This is a genomic window from Microbacterium stercoris, assembly GCF_017592545.1.
Classification (GTDB): domain Bacteria; phylum Actinomycetota; class Actinomycetes; order Actinomycetales; family Microbacteriaceae; genus Microbacterium; species Microbacterium stercoris.
In genome coordinates this window covers 635,664-654,714 of the sequence record NZ_JAGFOA010000002.1, presented here as the reverse complement: position 1 = coordinate 654,714, position 19,051 = coordinate 635,664, and the positions used below count along the sequence as shown (strand labels likewise).

At 70.5% G+C, this 19,051-nt stretch carries 15 protein-coding genes; 3 read left to right on the top strand and 12 right to left on the bottom strand.

The annotated features are described in order from the left end of the window. Positions 1 to 30 precede the first annotated feature (30 nt). Together J5V96_RS07200 and J5V96_RS07195 are read left to right on the top strand one after the other, a co-directional pair. Positions 31 to 474, top strand: coding sequence for a GNAT family N-acetyltransferase (locus J5V96_RS07200; protein ID WP_208502137.1), 444 nt, complete (start codon positions 31 to 33; stop codon positions 472 to 474). A 22-nt stretch (positions 475 to 496) separates the two neighbouring features. Then, complete coding sequence (locus J5V96_RS07195; protein ID WP_208502135.1) at positions 497 to 1,360, top strand: iron-sulfur binding domain-containing protein; 864 nt, start codon at positions 497 to 499, stop codon at positions 1,358 to 1,360. Positions 1,361 to 1,363: 3 nt separating this feature from the next. On the opposite strand, the gene J5V96_RS07190 is transcribed toward J5V96_RS07195, so the two are convergent. The 7 genes from J5V96_RS07190 to J5V96_RS07160 form a co-directional block, all read right to left on the bottom strand. After that, entirely contained in the window at positions 1,364 to 2,380 is a 1,017-nt protein-coding gene (locus J5V96_RS07190; RefSeq protein WP_208502133.1) for an NADPH:quinone reductase, read from the bottom strand. 85 nt (positions 2,381 to 2,465) lie between these two features. After that, complete coding sequence (gene rbfA, locus J5V96_RS07185) at positions 2,466 to 2,915, bottom strand: 30S ribosome-binding factor RbfA (RefSeq protein ID WP_208502131.1); 450 nt, start codon at positions 2,913 to 2,915, stop codon at positions 2,466 to 2,468. Between the two features lie 168 nt (positions 2,916 to 3,083). After that, positions 3,084 to 5,867, bottom strand: a complete 2,784-nt coding sequence (infB, locus tag J5V96_RS07180; RefSeq protein WP_208502129.1) for a translation initiation factor IF-2 — start codon at positions 5,865 to 5,867, stop codon at positions 3,084 to 3,086. 61 nt (positions 5,868 to 5,928) lie between these two features. Then, on the bottom strand, positions 5,929 to 6,138 hold the full coding sequence (locus J5V96_RS07175; protein WP_372439931.1) for a YlxR family protein: 210 nt from the start codon (positions 6,136 to 6,138) through the stop codon (positions 5,929 to 5,931). 99 nt (positions 6,139 to 6,237) lie between these two features. Then, positions 6,238 to 7,227, bottom strand: coding sequence for a transcription termination factor NusA (nusA, locus tag J5V96_RS07170; RefSeq protein ID WP_208502125.1), 990 nt, complete (start codon positions 7,225 to 7,227; stop codon positions 6,238 to 6,240). Positions 7,228 to 7,369: 142 nt separating this feature from the next. After that, the gene (locus tag J5V96_RS07165) at positions 7,370 to 12,094 is read right to left on the bottom strand and encodes an ExeM/NucH family extracellular endonuclease (RefSeq protein WP_208502123.1); all 4,725 of its coding nucleotides are present in this window, start codon (positions 12,092 to 12,094) and stop codon (positions 7,370 to 7,372) included. Positions 12,095 to 12,302: 208 nt separating this feature from the next. Beyond that, positions 12,303 to 14,066 carry a proline--tRNA ligase gene (locus tag J5V96_RS07160; RefSeq protein WP_208502120.1) on the bottom strand — a complete coding sequence of 588 codons (1,764 nt, stop codon included), beginning with the start codon at positions 14,064 to 14,066 and terminating at the stop codon, positions 12,303 to 12,305. A gap of 72 nt (positions 14,067 to 14,138) precedes the next feature. On the opposite strand from J5V96_RS07160, the gene J5V96_RS07155 reads away from it, so the two are divergent. Continuing rightward, entirely contained in the window at positions 14,139 to 15,581 is a 1,443-nt protein-coding gene (locus J5V96_RS07155) for an RNB domain-containing ribonuclease (protein ID WP_208502118.1), read from the top strand. A 9-nt stretch (positions 15,582 to 15,590) separates the two neighbouring features. Here the strand turns inward: J5V96_RS07155 and J5V96_RS07150 are convergent, their stop codons facing one another. Genes J5V96_RS07150 through ispG form a run of 5 tightly spaced genes read right to left on the bottom strand, consistent with a single transcriptional unit; the run spans position 15,591 to position 19,011 of the window. Continuing rightward, positions 15,591 to 15,965: a type II toxin-antitoxin system death-on-curing family toxin gene (locus J5V96_RS07150; RefSeq protein ID WP_208502116.1), complete on the bottom strand. Its 375-nt coding sequence runs from the start codon at positions 15,963 to 15,965 to the stop codon at positions 15,591 to 15,593. Further along, positions 15,965 to 16,171 (bottom strand): hypothetical protein, encoded by a 207-nt coding sequence (locus J5V96_RS07145; protein ID WP_236014542.1) that lies wholly within the window; start codon positions 16,169 to 16,171, stop codon positions 15,965 to 15,967. Before J5V96_RS07145 ends, J5V96_RS07150 begins: the two co-directional genes overlap by 1 nt. Before the next feature lie 39 nt (positions 16,172 to 16,210). Beyond that, positions 16,211 to 17,134 carry an LLM class flavin-dependent oxidoreductase gene (locus tag J5V96_RS07140; protein ID WP_208502114.1) on the bottom strand — a complete coding sequence of 308 codons (924 nt, stop codon included), beginning with the start codon at positions 17,132 to 17,134 and terminating at the stop codon, positions 16,211 to 16,213. A 58-nt stretch (positions 17,135 to 17,192) separates the two neighbouring features. Then, a complete protein-coding gene (locus J5V96_RS07135; protein ID WP_208502112.1) occupies positions 17,193 to 17,816 on the bottom strand; it encodes an SIMPL domain-containing protein in 624 nt (207 codons plus the stop codon). Positions 17,817 to 17,859: 43 nt separating this feature from the next. Beyond that, entirely contained in the window at positions 17,860 to 19,011 is a 1,152-nt protein-coding gene (gene ispG, locus J5V96_RS07130; protein ID WP_208502109.1) for a flavodoxin-dependent (E)-4-hydroxy-3-methylbut-2-enyl-diphosphate synthase, read from the bottom strand. Between the last annotated feature and the right edge of the window lie 40 nt (positions 19,012 to 19,051).

The window sequence follows — 19,051 nt, the reverse complement described above, 5'->3', positions numbered from 1 at the left end:
TGACGCTCCCCGCGCCCGTACCCTGGATCGGTGATCTCGTTCCGCTCCGCCCCGACCGTCGACCTCTCGCCCCTCGATCTGTACGAGATCCTGCGTCTGCGCGTCGACGTGTTCGTCGTGGAGCAGGACTGCCCCTATCCGGAGCTGGATGGCCGCGATGTCGAGCCGGCGACGATCCAGTTCTGGGCGACCGACGGATCGGCGATGCTCGCGACGCTGCGGCTGCTCACGGATGGCCAGGATCGCCGGATCGGCCGCGTCGCGACCGCCGCGCAGGCACGCGAAAAGGGCCTCGCGGCCGAGCTGATGCGCGGCGCGCTCGCTGCGTGCGAGGGCCAGACGGTGCGGCTCGACGCCCAGTCTCACCTCACCGGCTGGTACGCGCGCTTCGGATTCGAGCCCGACGGCGCCGAGTTCGTCGAGGACGGCATCCCGCACACGCCGATGATCCGGCGGGCGACGCAGCGTCGGTGAGCTGCCGACCTAGGCTGGACGGATGCCCTCCGAGATCGCCGCGCGCCTGATCCCCTGGTACGCCAGGGAGCAGCGCGATCTTCCGTGGCGCGCGCCGGGCTTCGGCGCCTGGGGTGTGCTGGTGAGCGAGTTCATGCTGCAGCAGACGCCGGTGAACCGGGTGATCCCGCTGCTGGAGGCGTGGCTCGAACGCTGGCCGACGCCCACCGCCCTGGCAGCCGATGCACCGGCCGAGGCCGTGAGGCAGTGGGCGAACCTCGGCTATCCGCGGCGCGCGCTGTGGCTGCACCGCGCGGCCGTCGAGATCCGGGACCGCCACGACGGCGTGGTGCCGCGCGACGTCGACGCACTGCTCGCCCTCACCGGCATCGGCGACTACACCGCGCGAGCCGTCGCGACCTTCGCGTACGGCGACCGGCATCCCGTCGTCGACACGAACACCCGCCGCGTCATCGCCCGCGCGGTGCACGGGCGCGCGCAGCCGGGTCCGCCGCACCGCCGCGACCTCGACGACATGGAGGCCCTGCTTCCCGAGGGCGACGACGCCGCGGCGATCGTCAACGCCGCGGCCATGGAGCTCGGCGCCGTGGTCTGCGTCGCGCGCACTCCGCGGTGCGATGTGTGCCCCCTGCTCGACATCTGCGCGTGGGTGAGCGAGGGCCGCCCCGAGACCCCGGATCTGCGGCGCCGTCAGGCGAAGTACGAGGGCTCAGACCGACAGGCGCGAGGTGCGGTGCTGCGGGCCCTTCGCGAGTCCGGATCGCTGCCGCAGCAGGCGGTGATCGGCGACTGGCCCGATCGCCTGCAACGCGACCGCGCCATCCTGAGCCTGCTCGACGACGGCCTCATCGAGGCCGAGGACGGCGCCCTCCACCTGCCGCGCTGAGGCTCACTCGGGCGCGACCTCGATCAGCACCTTGCCGATGGCGCCGCCCTCGACCGCGTCGTGCGCGGCCGCGGTCTGCTCCAGCGGGAAACGGTGCAGGGGCACGCCGTGCTCTTCGCCCACCTCCAGCGCCCCGTCGGCGATGGCGGCGGTGATGTCCTCGGTCGCGGCGGCGAGAAGATCCGGATCGACCGTGTACAGCAGCACGAACTGGTAGCGCAGGTTCTTCGAGAACGTCGCGCGCACCGACAGCGTCATCTCGTCGCCGCCGTTGTTCGCGTAGACGGCGATCGTGCCGCCGAGTGCCGCGACCTCCCTGTCGAGCTCGGCGTTCACCGCGGGCGCCACCTCGACGATGAGATCGACCCCGTCGGGGGCGATCGCGCGGATCTGGCCCGCGGCGTCGCCGGTTGTGTAGTCGACGGTGTGCGCCGCGCCGGCCGCACGCGCGAGAGCGGCCTTCTCGTCACTGCTGATCGTGGCGATCACGGTGGCGCCGGCCCACACGGCGAGCTGGATGGCGGCGTTGCCGACCGCACCCGCGCCACCCTGCACGAGGATGGTCCGACCGGCGAGCGCACCGGGCGCGAGGCGGCTCACCGGCCCGGAGGTCAGCAGGCGATGCGCCGTGATCGCGGGCACGCCCAGCGACGCTCCGAGGTCGAAGGAGGCTCCCTCCGGCAGGGGGACGGCCTGCGCCACCGGCACCACCACGTACTCGCTCGCCGATCCGTACGGCCGGCCGTGCTGCGTCAGGTACGTCCACACGCGGTCGCCGACGGCCACACCGGTCGCGCCCTCGCCCCGGGCATCGACGACGCCGCTCGCGTCCTGGCCGGGCGCGATCTCGGCGAACGCGAGCTCGCCCATCGCGCCCTGGCGGAACTTCCAGTCGGTGGGGTTCACTCCCGCGCGCACCACCCGCACCCGCACCTCGCCGGCACCGGGCTCGGGAACGGGGCGCTCGACGACGCGGAGAACGGAGGACGGACCGGGCTCGGAGTAGATCGCAGCACGCATGACCTCACCGTAAACCGGCCCGGGTTCCATGGGGCCGGGAACGACGAAGGCCGCCCTCGCAGGGCGGCCTTCGGAGGGTCGAGGATCAGTCCTCGATCTCCTCCTCCTCGGGGATCTCCCGAGGCTTGACGTAGGGATCGGCGTCGCCGGCGTACGTGGCGCCCGCCGCGATGCCCGCCACTGCGGCATCGCGCTCGCGAGCCTCACGCAGCAGCGAGTCGAGCGTGCTGGCACTCTCGGGCAGCGCATCGGCGATGAACTCGAGCGACGGCGTCAGACGGGTGTTGAGCTTCTTGCCCACCTCGCTGCGCAGCATGCCGGTCGCCGCCCGCAGGGCAGCGCCGCTGGCCTCGCGCTCCTCGTCCGATCCGTAGACCGTGTAGAAGACCGACGCGTGCTGCAGATCGCCCGTGACACGCACATCCGTGATCGTCACGAAGCCGAGCCGCGGATCCCGCAGGCCCTTCTCCAGCCGCTCGGCCAGAATCACCCGGATCCGATCCGAGAGCCTCGCCTGTCGTTCCTGACCCGCCATGGAGTCCTCCTTCAATCTGCCCCGCCGAGGGGGCCGAATGGCCCTGTCGGGGATCGAAACCCCCGACAGGGCCATTCTTTCAGAACCTGAGCCGCGCGGATGTCCGCGTCTCGACTCGCTGTGCGCGCTCGGCGGCCGGATGGTGGCCGCCTCGCTCGCACCGTGGCATCACTGGCGAGGCTTCTCGACCATCTCGATGGTCTCGATCTCGTCGCCGATCTGGATGTCGTTGTACTTGCCGAGGCCGATACCCGCCTCGAAGTCCGTGCGGACCTCGGTGACGTCGTCCTTGAAGCGGCGCAGCGACTCGATCGCCAGGCCATCGGCCAGCACCACGCCGTCGCGGATGACGCGCGCCTTGGCGTTGCGCGTGATCGTTCCCGAGCGGACGATGACACCGGCGATGTTGCCGAACTTGGAGGAACGGAAGACCTCGCGGATCTCCGCGACACCCGACTGCTTCTCCTCGAACTCCGGCTTGAGCATGCCCTTGAGCGATGCCTCGACGTCGTCGATCGCGTTGTAGATGACCGAGTAGAACCGGATGTCCACACCCTCGCGCGAAGCGGCCTCACGGGCCTTCGTGTCGGGGCGGACGTTGAAGCCGATGACGATCGCGTTGTCGATCGTCGCCAGGTTCACATCCGACTCGGTGATCGCACCCACACCGCGGTGGATGATGCGCAGCTGGACGCTGTCGTCGACCTCGATCTTGAGGAGCGACTCCTCGAGCGCCTCCACGGCACCCGACACGTCGCCCTTGATGATGAGGTTGAGCGACTCGACCTTGCCCTCTTCGAGAGCGCGGGTGAAGTCCTCGAGCGACATGCGCTTGCGGGCCTTGGCGAGCTGCGCGTTGCGGGCGGCCGCCTCGCGCTTCTCGGCGATCTGACGGGCCGTGCGGTCCTCATCGGTGACGATGAAGGTGTCGCCGGCGCGGGGCACCGAGTTGAGACCCTGCACCTGCACCGGGCGGGAAGGCCAGGCCTCCTCGACCGCATCGCCGTTCTCGTCGATCATGGCGCGGACGCGGCCGTAGGCCTGACCCGCGACGATCGCGTCGCCGACACGCAGCGTTCCCGACTGGATGAGCACCGTGGCGACCGAACCGCGACCCTTGTCGAGCTTCGCTTCGATCGCGACACCGCGCGCCGCCTTGTTCGGGTTCGCCGTGAGGTCCAGACCCGCGTCGGCCGTGAGCAGCACGGCGTCGAGCAGATCCTGGATGCCGGTGCCCTGACGGGCCGACACGTCGACGAACATCACGTCGCCGCCGTACTCCTCGGCCACCAGGCCGTACTCGGTGAGCTGCTGGCGCACCTTGGCCGGGTTGGCCTCGGGCTTGTCGACCTTGTTGACCGCGACCACGATCGGCACACCGGCCGCCTGGGCGTGGTTCAGGGCCTCGACCGTCTGCGGCATGATGCCGTCGTCGGCCGCGACCACGAGGATCGCGATGTCGGTCACCTGCGCACCGCGGGCACGCATGGCGGTGAACGCCTCGTGACCCGGGGTGTCGATGAAGGTGATCGCGCGCTCGATGTTCTCGTGCTCGGTCCAGATCTGGTACGCACCGATGTGCTGCGTGATGCCACCGGCCTCGCCCTCGACCACGTTGGTCTGGCGGATGGCGTCGAGCAGTCGCGTCTTTCCGTGGTCGACGTGACCCATCACGGTGACCACCGGGGGACGGATCTCGAGGTCGTCCTCGTCCTCGTCCGCGAGCTCCTGCTCGAGGTCGAGACCGAAGCCCTCGAGGAGCTCCTTGTCCTCGTCCTCGGGCGAGACCATCTGGATCTTGTAACCCAGCTCGTCGCCGAGGATCTCGAACGTGGCCTCGTCGAGCGACTCGGTCGCCGTGGCCATCTCACCCAGGTTGAACAGGATGGTCACGAGCGTGCCGGGCTGCACGGTGTAGCCGCGCAGAGCCTCGAGCTTGTCGGCGAAGTCGGAGATCGAAGCGCCACGGCGCAGGCGGATGATCTCGCCGTTGCCCTTCTGGACGTTGACGCCGCCGACCACCGGCGCCGACCGCATCTCGAATTCCTGGCGCTTCGCACGACGCGACTTGCGCTGCTTCGACTTGCCGCCGCCCTTGCCGAACGCGCCGGCGGTGCCACCGCGGCCGCGACCGCCGGGACCGGGACGGCCCGGGAAGCCACCGCCGGGCGCGCCACCGGGCGCGCCGCCGGGACGGAATCCGCCGCCGCCGCCGGGGCGACCGGGGCCACCCGGACGCTGCTGGAACGGAGCGCCGGGACGACCGCCGCCACCGGGACGACCGGCACCGCCGGGCCGACCGGGGCCACCGGGACGCGGGGCGCCCGGACGGGGCGCACCGGGACGGGGCGGCTGGGGCTTCGGGATGTTGCCGGGCGACGGGCGCTGGCCCATGCCCTGCGCCGAGGCGAAGGGGTTGTTGCCCGGACGCGGGCCGGCGGGACGCTGTCCCATGCCCTGCGCCGAGGCGAACGGGTTGTTGCCCGGGCGGGGACCGCCGGGCTTCGGGGCGCCGCTCTGCCCACCGGGGGCTGCGGGGCGCGGACCGCCGGGCTTGGGGGCCTCGGTCGCGGCGGGCGCCTCGGCCTTGGGGGCCGGAGCGGCGGGCGCGGGGGCGGCCGCGGGCGCGGCGGGCGCCGGAGCGGCCGGAGCCTCGGCCTTGGCGGGCTTCGCCGGGGCCGGCTTCGGGCCGGGGGTCGGCGCGCCGGGCTTGGCGGCCGACGGGCGCGCGGGACCGGGGCGACCGGCGGGCTTCGCCGGAGCCGATGCCGCGGGGGCGGCGGGCTTGGCGCCCTCGGCCTCGAACGCCGCGCGCAGCTTGCGCGCGACCGGCGGCTCGATGGTCGACGACGGGCTCTTCACGAACTCGCCGAGCTCCTTGAGCTTCGCCAGGGCGACCTTGCTGTCGACGCCGATCTCCGCAGCGATCTCATGTACGCGTGGTTTTGCCACAATTCTCCTGTCAGGGGCGGTCTACCCCTGGACAGGGGCAGACCTCAAAGGCGGACGGGTCTCATTTCGAGCCGTTCACTTGGTTTCCATAGCCGTTCAGCCATTTCTCGAGGTTTTGCGTGTCGAGCACACCCGACACGCGCAGTGCTCGTCCGAAAGCGCGGCGCTTGAGGGCGTTCTCCGCGCACTCGCGTGTGGGATGCAGCCATGCTCCCCGTCCCGGCGCGGACTTCCGTTCGTCGATGACGAGCTCGAGATCGCGCAGAACCACTCGGATGAGCGAAGGTCGGGGGGCACGCGTGCGGCATCCGACGCACGTTCGTACGGCATCCATCCTACACCTCCGCGTGCGCGACCCGCCGGGCGGGGCTCAGTCGCCCTCGACGATGCTGTCGGGCTGGATGTCGATCTTCGCGCCGGTGAGCTTGGCGGCCAGACGGGCGTTCTGCCCCTCCTTGCCGATCGCGAGCGACAGCTGATAGTCGGGCACCAGCGCGCGGACGGCCTTGGTGTCGGCGTTGAGCACGAAGCTCGACGTGACCTTCGCGGGCGACAGCGCGTTCGCGACGAACTTGGGCAGATCCGGGTCGAAGTCGACGATGTCGATCTTCTCGCCCGAGAGCTCCTCGGTGACCGCGCGCACGCGGCGGCCGAGCTCGCCGATGCAGGCGCCCTTCGCGTTGATCGACGGATCCTTCGCGATGACGGCGATCTTGGTGCGGTGTCCCGCCTCACGGGCGAGGGAGGTGATCTCGACCAGACCGCCGGCGATCTCCGGCACCTCGAGCGCGAACAGCTTGCGGACGAGGCCCGGGTGCGTGCGCGAGACGGTGATCTGCGGGCCCTTGTTGCCCTTCGCGACGCTGGTCACATAGACGCGCAGGCGCGATCCGTGGGTGTACTCCTCGCCGGGGACCTGCTCCTCGGGGGGCAGGATCGCCTCGACCGAGCCGAGGTCGACGTGGATCATGCGCGGGTTCGGGCCCTGCTGGATCACGCCCGCGACGATGTCGCCCTCCTTGCCGCGGAACTCGCCGAGCACCGCGTCATCCGCGATGTCGCGCAGACGCTGACCGATGACCTGCTTGGCGGCGTAGGCGGCGATGCGGCCGAAGCCCTCGGGAGTGACCTCCTCCTCGCCGATCACCGCGTCCTCGTCGTCGGTGACGGGGACGTAGATGCCGACGTGGCCGGTCTTGCGGTCGAGCTCGGCGCGGGTGCCGGGAGTCACATCGCCGGTCTGCGAGATGTGCTTCTCATAGGCGGTCAGGATGGCCTGCTCGATGATCCGTGCAAGCTCCTCGAACGGAATCTCCTTCTCGCGCTCGACGGTGCGCAGCAGTCCCAGATCGATGTCCATGGTGACCTCCCTATTCAGCTCTCGCCGGCATGCATCCCGCCGGCATCCCTCCGAGATTACCCGACCACTCCCGGCGCTGTCCTGAGAGGACGGCGAGGCCCCGCCGTCCTCTGGACGACGGGGCCTCGGGATGCTCGGGACGTCAGCCGACGGGCTTGCCCGAACCGACCTTCCGCGCGATGCTCCGCTCGGTCACGGGCAGCCAGCCCTCGAGCGAGCCGGTCACCTCGACCGAGAGCGCCTTGCCCGCCTGCTTCGGCGTGATCTCGAACGTCTGGGACGTCGCCCCCTCGATGGCCTTGCCGTTCGCGAACCACTGGTACGTGAAGGTCGTGCCCTCGGTCCAGTCGCCGGGTTCGGCGGTGACGGTGCGCTTCACCTTCACGGTGCCCTCGATCGTCGGGACATCCGACTCGACGGGCACGGGCTCCGCCGCGGCCTCGACCGTGAAGGGCAGGCGCACGGTGGTTCCCGAGGGCGCCACCACCAGCTCGAGCGTCTGCGCGCCCGCGCTCGTGTCCGCAGGGACCGTGACCGCGCCCGAGACGGATCCGTCGGCCGCCACCGGGAGGGATCCGAGCGACGCGCCGTTCAGGCGCACCTCGGCCGTCGTGTTCTGCGGGGCGCCCCGCGAGGTGAGGTTCAGACCCGACACGGAGACCTGCGCCTGCTCCCCCGCCGTGACGGTGCCGATCTCGGTCGCGACCGCACGAGTGCGGGCGAACGAGGGCGACAGCGGCGAGTGCTCGCCGAGGTACTCGATCCAGGCGTCGCGGTCGACCAGCCCCGAGTCCTTCGCGTCCGTGCCGTGCTGGAAGGCGAAGAAGTTGTCGCCCGCCGTGGCGGCCGGTGCCGCGAGGAACGAGAAGGTGCCCACGCGGATCTCATCGGTCGGCTGCACGAGCTCGCCGTCGATGTAGATCGCGTCGACGTGGTCGCCGGGGGCGGCGTTGACGTCGGCGGTGTCGGCCACCCAGGTGACGTTCTCGGACAGGCCGAGCGCCAGGTAGGGACGCGACGGGCGCACCGTGCCGCCCTCCGTCGTCGTCTGCCACTGCTGCTCGAGCAGATCGTCGAGCTGCGCGCCCGTGAGCGTCGTCGTCCAGAGGTTGTTGACGAACGGCAGCACCGCGTTCGCCTCGGCGTAGGTGATCACGCCGTCCTCGGTCTCCGCGCCCGACTTCGCGTAGTACAGCTCGTTGCGCAGGCCCCCCGGGTTGACGACGCCGATCTCGGCCCCGCCGCGCTCGGGCGCGGACAGCGCATCGACCAGCGAGTTGGCGACGAGGTTGCCCAGCGCCGACTCGCTCATACGATCGTCGCGGGCTCCTCCCGTCCACCTGCCATCGACGTAGGAGCCGCCGGCGAACGCGGTCGTGATGTCGCCCGTGACCTTCGCGATCGGCTTGTCGCCGACCACGGCGGCGTAGGCGAGCGCCGACTGCACGATGTCGTTCACCTGCGTGAGCACCGGGCTGGCGAGGATCTGCTCGTTCGTCGGAGCCGCGCCGCGCTTGACGTTCTCGGCCGCGTAGTCGGTGACCTCGAAGGTCTCGGGGTCGAGGGTCAGCGACACGTGGCCGACGAACTCGCCGTAGTTGCCGGTCTGGATGACCGGACGCGTCGCGTCGGTGCCCGTGATCGGGGCATCCCACGCGTACTGCTTGTGCGTGTGCCCGGTCAGGATGGCCGCCACGCGCGGATCCGTCTCGGTGACGATGGATGCGAACGCGCGACCCGCGGCGATCTCCTCTTCGATCGTCGCGCCATCCGGAGTGCCGGCGCTCGCGCCCTCGTGCACGAGGGCCACGACGACGTCGGCCTCGCCGTTGGCGGCATCGCCGTCCTTGAGCTGAGCCGTCACGCGGTTGAGCGCGGCGACCGGATCGCCGAACTCGATGTCGGCGATGCCGGCCGGGGTGACGAGCGAGGCGGTCTCCTCCGTGACGACGCCGACGAAGCCGACGTCGACGCCGTTCACCTCGACGACCTCGTACTCGTCGAGCGCCGGGTCGTCCGTGCCCATCGCGTACACGTTGGCGCCCAGAAGGCTGAAGTCGGCCTCCGTCTCGACGCGACCCGTGAGGTCGGCGAAGCCCTGGTCGAACTCGTGGTTGCCGACGGCGGAGGCCTCGAGTCCGAGGGCGTTCAGCACGTCGATCGTCGGCTGATCCTGCTGCGTCGCCGAAGCGAACAGCGAGGCGCCGATGTTGTCGCCGGCCGACACGAACACCGTGCCCTCGGGATTCTGCGCCTTGAGATCCTCGACCGTCTTGGCGAAGGCGGTGGTGTTGGCGTCGATGCGGCCGTGGAAGTCGTTGATGTTGACGATGTCCAGGTCGATCGCGTCGGGAACCAGGTCGAGCCCCACGATCTCGGGGTTGTGGTCGCTCGCGCGGAACACCGACTCGTCGTAGAGGATCGTCGCGTTGTAGTTGTACCGGCTGTACTCGTAGCCGACCTGCTCCTGCGCGTTGATCTGCCAGACGTCAACGCCCGTGACCAGCTCCACGCCGGCCTCGTTCGCGAACACGTGGTCGAGCGAGCCCGCCATTCCGTCGAAGCTGTAGGTCGCCTCGCCGCCGTTGAACTCGCCGTTCAGCTCGGTGTAGCCCGCCTCCTCGATGAGCTGCACCGGGTCCTCGGACGAATAGGCGTTGAAGTCACCCGCGAAGAAGACCGGCTCGATGCCCGTCTCCTCCTGCAGCTGCGTCGTGAAGTCGAGCAGCGCCTGCGCCTGGCCGACCCGATCCGGGTTCGACAGGCCCTGGCCCGTGCCGTCGTCCGCTCCCGAGCCCTTCGACTTGAAATGGTTGACCGACACCAGGAAGGCCTCGTCATCCGGTGCGCCCGTGGCCTTGAAGGCCTGGAACAGCGGCTCGCGCGCGTTGTCGAAGTTGACCTCGTCGATCAGGATGCGCGACTCCCCCACGGGCGAGACGTCGGCCGGCTTGTAGATGAAGCCGGTGCGGATGACGTCCTCCTGGGCGATCTCGGGACGGATCTGCGGCGACGGGACGAACTCCCACACGTCGGATCCGGCTGCCGCGTTCAGCGCATCGACGAGCGTCGAGATCGCGAAGTCGCGGTCCTTGCCGAAGTGCGCCGAGTTCTCGAGTTCCTCCAGCGAGACGATCGACGCGTCGAGGCCGTTGATCGCGTTGACGATCTTGACCTGCTGGCGGGCGAGGTTCTCCGCGTTCGCCGCACCACGCGGTCCGTTCGGCTCGCAGGTGTTGTCGGTGATCGGAGCACCCGAGCGATCGGTGTAGTAGGTGCAGGTGCCCAGGCCCGAGGAGACGTACTCCTCGCCGGTCGTCGGGAAGTAGTTCAGCACGTTGAAGGTCGCGAGGCGGGCATCGCCCCCGACATCCTGCGGGGCGAGGTTCGGCGTGCGCTCGTCGCTGAACGTCACGAACGACGACCCGTCACCCGTGACCGGGGTCGTGGGCTGGAGGTTCCAGGCGTTGAAGCGGTACTCGAGCACGACGGGGGCGGTGAATGTCGCCGTGGATCCGATGCGCACCGGGTTCTCGGGCGTCAGATACGGCAGCGGCGTCGCCTTGTTGGCGTTCGCGTTGAAGTTGGTCGTGGATCCGTCGTCGAGCGTGATCTGGCGCGCCGCGTTGTCGGCGAGCACCTCGGCGATGCCCGCGGCGTCCTTGTCGTCCTTCAGCTCGGTCGGCGTCTGCAGCTCGGACTCGCCCTGGGCGAGCACGAACGAGCCGTAGTAGTTCGCGTCGTAGTTGTCGCTGACGGTGAAGCTGCCGGAGGGCAGGATGAGCTCGCCCTCGTGCGCCTCCTTCTCGGCGGCGGTGTCGATCGCGGCCCAGTCGGTGATCGGGGCGATGTCGCCCAGCGCGTCAGGCAGCACGGTGACGCCACCCGCAGCCGCGGTGATCTCGGTGGTGCCCTGGTACTCGCTCACGGCACCCGTGACGCGCACGCTCTGGCCGATCTCGGCGCGGGCATTCCCGCCGTAGACGAACAGGCCGTCGGAGCCCTCGCCCGTCGGCGTCGGGTCCTGCAGGTAGAAGCCGTTGAAGCCTCCCGAGCGGTAGTCGGCGGTGACGACGCCCTCGACGGTGACGGTCTGCCCGGCGACGGGGGATGAATCGCCAGGGCCCTGCACCGCCGAGATCTCGATGACCTCGGTGGGGGCCGGGGTCTCGGTCGGCGTCGGCGTCGGCGTCGGCGTCGGCGTCGGCGTCGGCGTCGGCTCGACCGTGCCGCCGGAGCTCTGCGGCGTGGGGGCCGCGACGGTGAAGTCGCCGGCGTTGCTGTCGGAGTCGGCGCCCGCGGTCGTGCGCGCAGCCGAGGCGGCGTTGCTGAGCGCGGGGGTGGCCGCGGTCTCGAACGTGGTCGCGCTGCCGAAGCCGACCGCGTCGATCACGCCCGGGTTCGCCTTGACATCGCCCGAGCCGACGAACGGAGTGGTCGTGGGGAGCAGCAGCACCTGGCCGTTGGTGCCGCCCATGTTGAGGGACCCCACCTGATCCGGTGTCGGGAGAGGAGTCGTGCCGCCCGTGCCCTTCGCCTGCTGCACGAGGAAGTGGCCCTTGGCGGGGATGGTGCCGGCGAGCGCGGTGACGCCGCCCGACCCGCCCGCAGCCGAGCGATACTCCAGGCCGAACCCGTCGAGGGTCACCGGCGCGTCGGTCGGGTTGTAGAGCTCGACGAAGTCGTGCGTGTAGGTGGCGCCGCTGTTGCCGCCGCCTCCGTAGACCTCGTTGATCACGACGGCGCCGCCGCCGGGCGCGGCGAAGGCCGCCGTGGGTACGAACGATGCGAGGCAGCCGGCAGCCAGGGCCGCGCTCGCGAGGGTCGCGACGCGCCTGCGCGTCGTGCCCGGACCGATGGGGGACATACGGGATCTCCGGTGTTCGAGGGGACTGACGGGTCGTCAGAGCATCAGGGAAACACGGCCCACCGACATTGCGGAGGGCAGAACTCCCCCACCCTCTTCTCCATCCGTGTCGCGCCCCTGGCGCGGCGGTGACGAACGCCTGAACGGACCGGGACAACGCAGGAGGGCCCTGTCCGATGCTCCGGACAGGGCCCTCCTGGTGAATGGGTCAGCGCTGCGTGAGGCGCGCGACGGCCTCGGCCGTCGGCACGACCTCGCGCTCGCCGGAACGGCGGTCCCAGAGCTCGACCTCGCCGTCGGCGGCGCCGCGGCCGACGACCAGCAGCTGGGGCACGCCGATCAGCTCGGCGTCGCCGAACTTCACGCCGGGCGAGACCTTGGGGCGGTCGTCGAAGAGCACGTCGAGCCCTGCCGCCTCCAGCTGCACCGAGATCTGCTCGCCCAGATTCAGGGCGTCCTCGCCCTTGCCCGTGGCCACCACGTGCACGTCGAACGGCGCGATGGCGGCGGGCCAGATGAGGCCCTTGTCGTCGTTGTTGAGCTCGGCGATTGCGGCCAGGATGCGCGTGGTGCCGATGCCGTACGAGCCCATCGTGACCGTGACGAGCTTGCCGTTCTGATCGAGCACCTTCAGGCCCAGGGCCTCGGCGTACTTGCGGCCGAGCTGGAAGACATGGCCGATCTCCATGCCGCGCTCGAGCGTGATGGGCGTGCCGTCGGGGGCGATGTCGCCCTCGCGAACGCTCGCCACGTCGACGACGCCGTCGGCCGTGAAGTCGCGGCCGTAGACCAGCGAGTGCAGGTGCTTCTCGTGCTCGTTGGCACCGGTGACCCACGCCGAGCCCTCGACCACGCGGGGGTCGACGAGGTAGCGGATGCCGCTGGTGGACTCCTCACCGAGCACCGCGCCGTCGGCGGTCCAGGGGCCGATGTAGCCCTTCACCAGCGCGGGATTCGCGGTGAAGTCGTCCTCGGTCGCGGGCGACACCTCGGCCGGCTGGAAGGCCACCTCGACGCGCTTGTCGTCGACGTCGCGGTCACCGGGCACGGCCACGACGACCAGCTCGCGCGTGCCGTCGAGGTGCGTGAGCGCCAGCACGACGTTCTTGAGCGTGTCGGCCGCGGTCCACTCGCCGCCGCCCGGCTTCTCGACGTGCGCGTTGAGGTGGTCGACGAGCGTCTGGATCGTGGGGGTGTTCGGGGAGTCGAAGACGACCGGAGCGCCCTCGACGATCGGCAGGACGGCCGGGGGCTGCGTCTCGAACGCCTCGACGTTGGCGGTGTAGCCGCCCTCCGAGCGCACGAAGGTGTCCTCGCCGATGGGGGTCGGGTGCAGGAACTCCTCCGACTTCGAGCCGCCCATGGCACCCGCATCGGCCTTCACGATCGCGTACTCGAGGCCGAGGCGCGTGAAGATGCGCTCGTAGGCGTCGCGCTGCGCCTGGTACGAGGCGTCGAGCCCCTCGTCGGTGTAGTCGAACGAGTAGGCGTCCTTCATGGTGAACTCGCGACCGCGCAGGAGGCCGGCGCGGGGACGGGCCTCGTCTCGGTACTTGTCCTGGATCTGGTAGATCGTCAGCGGCAGGTCCTTGTACGACGAGTAGAGGTCCTTCACCAGCAGCGTGAAGGCCTCCTCGTGCGTGGGCGCGAGGAGGTAATCGGCGTCGTGACGGTCCTTGAGACGGAAGATGCCGTCGCCGTACTCGGTCCACCGGTTCGTGGCCTCGTAGGGCTCACGGGGCATCAGCGCCGGGAAGTGCACCTCCTGCGCACCCGCCGCGGACATCTCGTCGCGCACGATCTGCTCGAGCTTCGCCTTCACGCGCAGGCCGAGCGGCAGCCACGCGAACACGCCCGGCGCCTGGCGGCGGATGTACGCCGCGCGCACGAGCAGCTTGTGGCTGATGACCTCGGCGTCAGCCGGGTCCTCCCGGAGGGAGCGGAAGAAGAAGGAAGAGAGCCGCGTGACCATAAGGACTCCAGTCTAGGGAAGGCGCATCCGAATCCCTCACCGTCCTGATCGGGCCACACGTAGGCTGACGCCATGCCGGCCCGCCTCCCGCACCTGTCGCCGTCCGCCGTCCGCAGCGAACTCGCCGCCTCGCTCGCCCAGCTGCGGGCGGACCTCGAGCTGCCCGCGGAGTTCCCCGCCGACGTCCTCGCCGAGGCCGAGGCCGTCGTCGCCTCCGGCGTCGCGGTGGACGGGTCGGATGAGGCCCGCGTCGACCTGCGTCACCTCGAGTTCCACACGATCGATCCCGAGGGATCCCGCGATCTCGATCAGGCGCTCGCGATCGCCCGCGATGGATCCGGATGGATCGTGCACTATGCCATCGCGGATCTCGCGGCCTTCGTCAAGCCGGGGGGCGCGCTCGACGCGGAGACCCGTCGGCGCGGGCAGACCCTCTTCGCGCCGGACGGGTCCGTGGCCCTGCATCCGGAGGTGCTGTCGCACGGCGCCGCCTCGCTGCTTCCCGAGCAGGATCGCCGCGCATACGTGTGGCGGTTCGTGCTGGATGCAGAGGGCGTCCAGCACGATCCCGCGCAGCCGCCTGTGCGCGCCTGGGTGCGCTCGCGCCGGCAGTGGACCTACGTCGGCGCGCAGGCGGCGATCGATGACGGCACGGCTCCCGAGCCGATCGCGCTGCTCGCCGAGGTCGGCCCCGTGCTCGTCGCGCAGGAGTCGGCCCGGGGCGGCGCGAGCCTCAACTCGCCCGAGGAGGAGATCGTCGAGACCGGCGACGGCGGCTATGACCTGCGCGCCCGCGTGACGCTGCCGATCGAGAACTGGAACGCGCAGGTCTCTCTGATGACCGGCATGGCGGCGGCTGCGATCATGCTCCGCCGCGGCGCGGGCATCCTGCGCACGCTCCCACCCGCCGAGCCGGAGAAGATCGCCGAGTTCCGCCGCCGGGTGGGGGTGATCGGCCGCCCGTGGGCCGAGGACATGCCCTACGGCGAGTACCTGCGCCGGGTCGATCTCGCCGACCCTTCTGCGCCCGCGATCATGCAGGCGGCGAGCGGGCTGTTCCGCGGCGCCGACTACGACGCCTTCGATTCGGCCGCGGGCGTCCCCCTGCCGGAGGACCCCGTGCAGGCGGCGATCGGCGCCGAGTACGCGCATACCACGGCGCCGCTCCGCCGCCTCGTCGACCGGTTCGTGCTGGCGATGTGCACCGGTGCCCCCGCCTGGGCGCGCGAGGCGCTGCCCGAGCTGGCGGAGGCGATGCGCCGATCCGGATCCCTCGCGAGCCGTCTCGAAGGGGGCGCCGTCGACCGGGTGGAGGCCGCCGTGCTCGCCTCCCGCGTCGGCGAGGAGTTCGACGCGGCCGTCGTGTCGACACACAAGGGCGGGTCGCGGATCCAGATCGCCGACCCCTTCGTCACCGCGACGATCGCCGACGACCGCGCGCCCGGATCCGCCATCCGCGTGCGCCTCACCGCGGTCGACATCGCCAAGGGCGAGGTGTCGTTCGTCGCTCCGTGAGGTGCGCTGTCAGGACGGGCGGGGCCGGATGCGCTCGGCGAGCCAGGATGCCGAGGCCTCGAGCTCGGTCTGCCCGCTCGCTACCCCGAGAATGAGCGCGAACGCGTTGTCCTCATCGGCGTCCAGGACAGAGTCGTTCAGCCAGAGGAACACCTGCGTCAGCGTCCAGGCGGTGCGCTTGTTCCCGTCGAACAGCGGATGATTGCGCGCGAGTGATTCGAGGAGCGCGGCCGCCTTCTCCGCGCGCTCCGGATAGATGTCGACTCCGGCGAATCCCGACTCCGCTCGCGAGAGCGCCGACGCGAGGAGACCCGCGTCGCGCACATGCAGCCCCATCCGATCCACCACGGCCAGAGCGTTCTCGAGGCTGAGGTACCGGGTCATCAGGCGTCTTCGAGCCTCTTGAGCAGACCTGCGTCGCGTTTGAGGACGAAGTCGAGCGCCTCGGCGACCTGGGCTGCTTGAAGCCGTTCGCGGACGAGCTGCTCGACGCCGCTCAGGATCAGCGCGTGCTTCGACGTGTGCTCGGCTTCAGCGATCGTGACGAGGGCCGCGTCGAGCTCCTCGGGAAGACGAAGGGTCATGGGCATGACCCGATGGTACCAGAGTGATACCACGGATAGCCGGTGTCACGGCACGAGCGCGGCCACCTCTGCGAGGAACCGGTCGCCCAGATCGTTGAGCTTCGCCACATCGCCGATCGAGGTCAGGGGCAGGATGAACTCGTCCACGCCCGCCTCGGCGTAGGCACCCATGAGATCGACCAGTTCCGAGGCGCTGCCGCCGATCGCGGGCCGTCCCTTGGCGTTCACCGCGTGTGCCTTGGCCGCGTCGTCGAAGAAGACGAGGGCCTGCATCGTGCGCCAGAGCGACGCCGACGCCCGCCCCTCCCTCTCGAGCGCCTCGCTGAAGATCCGGTTCTTCGCGGCGAAGACATCGGGCGTCGACCACATGTTCCACTCGTCGGCATAGCGCGCGACGAGCTTCGGCATCACCTTCTCGCCCTTGCCGCCGATCAGGATCGGCAGCGTCGCGTGGGGCTTCGGGTTCAGGGAGGCGTGCTCCAGCCGGTAGCGCTCGCCCTCGAGGTCTACGAACCCGTCGCCCTCGCGCGCGCCGTCCCGCAGAAGGGTCCACACCTGCAGCGCTTCGCGGAACCACCGGATGCGACTCGGCACGTCGCCGAACTCCAAGCCGAACGCGCGGTGCTCGTTCTCCTGCCAGCCCGCACCCACGCCCAGCACAAAGCGTCCGTCGGCGATGTTGCTGATCGCGGCCGCCTGCTTCGCCACGACCGCGGGATGCCGGTACGTGTTGCCGAGCACGAGGGATCCGATCCGCACGTCGCGCACCGTCGCGGCGAGCGCCGTCAGCTGCGTGAGGCACTCGCCGCGCTCGCCGTCGTTGGGCTCGGCGGTGTTGTCCATGAAGTGGTCCTCGAGCCACAGCCCGCGCCACATCCCTGCCCCGCTGTTCGCGCCTGCCGCATGGACAGCGGCGGCGTGCAGGTCGCGCCAGGGCAGATTCGCGGGGAGCCAGAGACTGAACTTCATGCTCCGAGCGTATGCCGCCCGTTCGCCTGCGGTCAGAAGTCGACCCGGAGAGCCGCGCTCAGACCTCGAACACCGCGACGATCGCGGCCTCGACCTCGATCTCGGGGGTGGTGAACTGGATGCCGGCGCCCATATCGGCTCGCGCGAACATCGGCGTCGGACCCCCTCCCCCGTGCACCTGGCGCTCGGTGATGCTCACGAGCGCCGGCTCGGCGTGCACACCCGGCCGGATCGCGGCGGCATACGAGCGCGCGCGGCGGGCCGCATCCTGCACCGCCAGCACCCGCGCCGCATCGAGCAGCCCCTCGCGCGTGGCCTCCGACAGCTCCCAGCGCACCTGCTGCACCTGCAGCTCCGGGCGCAGCGCGAAGGCCGCGACGTCGGCGGCCAGCGCCTCGAGGTCGGCGTAGGTGGCGGTGATCGTGGAGGTCGCGTGGTGCTGCGGCACGGATCCGTCCGGGTTGCCCGGTGACAGCACGTCGCTCCAGGTCCACGGGCTGCCGACCTCGAGCGCGAGCGTGCCGCGCGCGCGGAGCTCGGTGACGACCTCGGTGTGCAGCTCGGCGTGACGCCGCACGACGGCATCGCGGTCGGACCCATGGAGCGCGACCTCGATGCCGAGCACGCCGTGCTCGGCCTGCTGCGTCAGGCGATGGACGCCCTCGACGGTGATGGCGGTCATGCTCGGAGCCTATGCCGGATCACCCTCGTGCGGGAGCGAGGCCTCAGGAGGTGACGACCTGCGCGGTGCCGATCTGGGCATCCGGGCCCATCTCATCGGCGATGCGGCGCGCCTCCTCGATGAGGGTCTGCACGATCTCCGACTCGGGAACGGTCTTGATGACCTCGCCCTTGACGAAGATCTGGCCCTTGCCGTTGCCGGAGGCGACGCCGAGGTCGGCCTCGCGGGCCTCGCCCGGGCCGTTGACGACGCAGCCCATCACGGCCACGCGCAGCGGCACCGTGACGTCCTTGAGCCCCTCGGTGACGTTCTCGGCGAGCGAGTACACGTCGACCTGGGCGCGGCCGCACGACGGGCACGACACGATCTCGAGCTTGCGCTCACGCAGGTTGAGTGACTGGAGGATCTGGTGGCCCACCTTGACCTCCTCGGCCGGCGGGGCCGAGAGCGAGACGCGGATGGTGTCGCCGATGCCCTCCGAGAGCAGGATGCCGAACGCCGTGGAGCTCTTGATGGTGCCCTGGAACGCGGGACCGGCCTCGGTGACGCCCAGGTGCAGCGGCCAGTCGCCGCGCTCGGCGAGCAGGCGGTAGGCCTTGACCATCACGATCGGGTCGTTGTGCTTGACCGAGATCTTGAAGTCGTGGAAGTCGTGCTCCTCGAACAGGCTCGCCTCCCACACGGCCGACTCGACCAGGGCCTCGGGGGTCGCCTTGCCGTACTTCTCGAGGAGACGGCGGTCGAGCGATCCGGCATTCACGCCGATGCGGAGCGAGACGCCCGCGTCCTTGGCGGCCTTGGCGATCGCGCCGACCTGATCGTCGAACTTGCGGATGTTGCCGGGGTTCACGCGCACGGCGCCGCAGCCGGCGTCGATGGCCTGGAACACGTACTTCGGCTGGAAGTGGATGTCGGCGATGACCGGGATCTGCGACTTCTTCGCGATGATGTGCAGCACATCGGCGTCGTCCTGGCTCGGCACGGCCACGCGCACGATCTCGCATCCGGAGGCCGTCAGCTCGGCGATCTGCTGGAGGGTCGCGTTGATGTCCGTCGTCGGCGTGGTGGTCATCGACTGGACGCTGATGGGAGCGTCACCGCCGACGAGGACCTTGCCCACCTTGATCTGGCGGGTCTTGCGACGCGGGGCGAGCGTTTCGGGGACGCGGGGCATCCCGAGATTCACGGCTGGCACCCTTCCAGGGTAGTGCGCCCATATGAACCCCGGCTGTGCG

Excerpts from the sequence above, each read along its gene's own strand:
- J5V96_RS07195 (WP_208502135.1), top strand. The coding sequence starts at position 497 with ATGCCCTCCGAGATCGCCGCGCGCCTGATCCCCTGGTACGCCAGGGAG.
- J5V96_RS07190 (WP_208502133.1), bottom strand. The coding sequence starts at position 2,380 with ATGCGTGCTGCGATCTACTCCGAGCCCGGTCCGTCCTCCGTTCTCCGC.
- rbfA (WP_208502131.1), bottom strand. The coding sequence starts at position 2,915 with ATGGCGGGTCAGGAACGACAGGCGAGGCTCTCGGATCGGATCCGGGTG.
- nusA (WP_208502125.1), bottom strand. The coding sequence starts at position 7,227 with ATGGACATCGATCTGGGACTGCTGCGCACCGTCGAGCGCGAGAAGGAG.
- J5V96_RS07165 (WP_208502123.1), bottom strand. The coding sequence starts at position 12,094 with ATGTCCCCCATCGGTCCGGGCACGACGCGCAGGCGCGTCGCGACCCTC.
- J5V96_RS07160 (WP_208502120.1), bottom strand. The coding sequence starts at position 14,066 with ATGGTCACGCGGCTCTCTTCCTTCTTCTTCCGCTCCCTCCGGGAGGAC.
- J5V96_RS07155 (WP_208502118.1), top strand. The coding sequence starts at position 14,139 with ATGCCGGCCCGCCTCCCGCACCTGTCGCCGTCCGCCGTCCGCAGCGAA.
- J5V96_RS07150 (WP_208502116.1), bottom strand. The coding sequence starts at position 15,965 with ATGACCCGGTACCTCAGCCTCGAGAACGCTCTGGCCGTGGTGGATCGG.
- J5V96_RS07145 (WP_236014542.1), bottom strand. The coding sequence starts at position 16,171 with ATGCCCATGACCCTTCGTCTTCCCGAGGAGCTCGACGCGGCCCTCGTC.
- J5V96_RS07140 (WP_208502114.1), bottom strand. The coding sequence starts at position 17,134 with ATGAAGTTCAGTCTCTGGCTCCCCGCGAATCTGCCCTGGCGCGACCTG.
- J5V96_RS07135 (WP_208502112.1), bottom strand. The coding sequence starts at position 17,816 with ATGACCGCCATCACCGTCGAGGGCGTCCATCGCCTGACGCAGCAGGCC.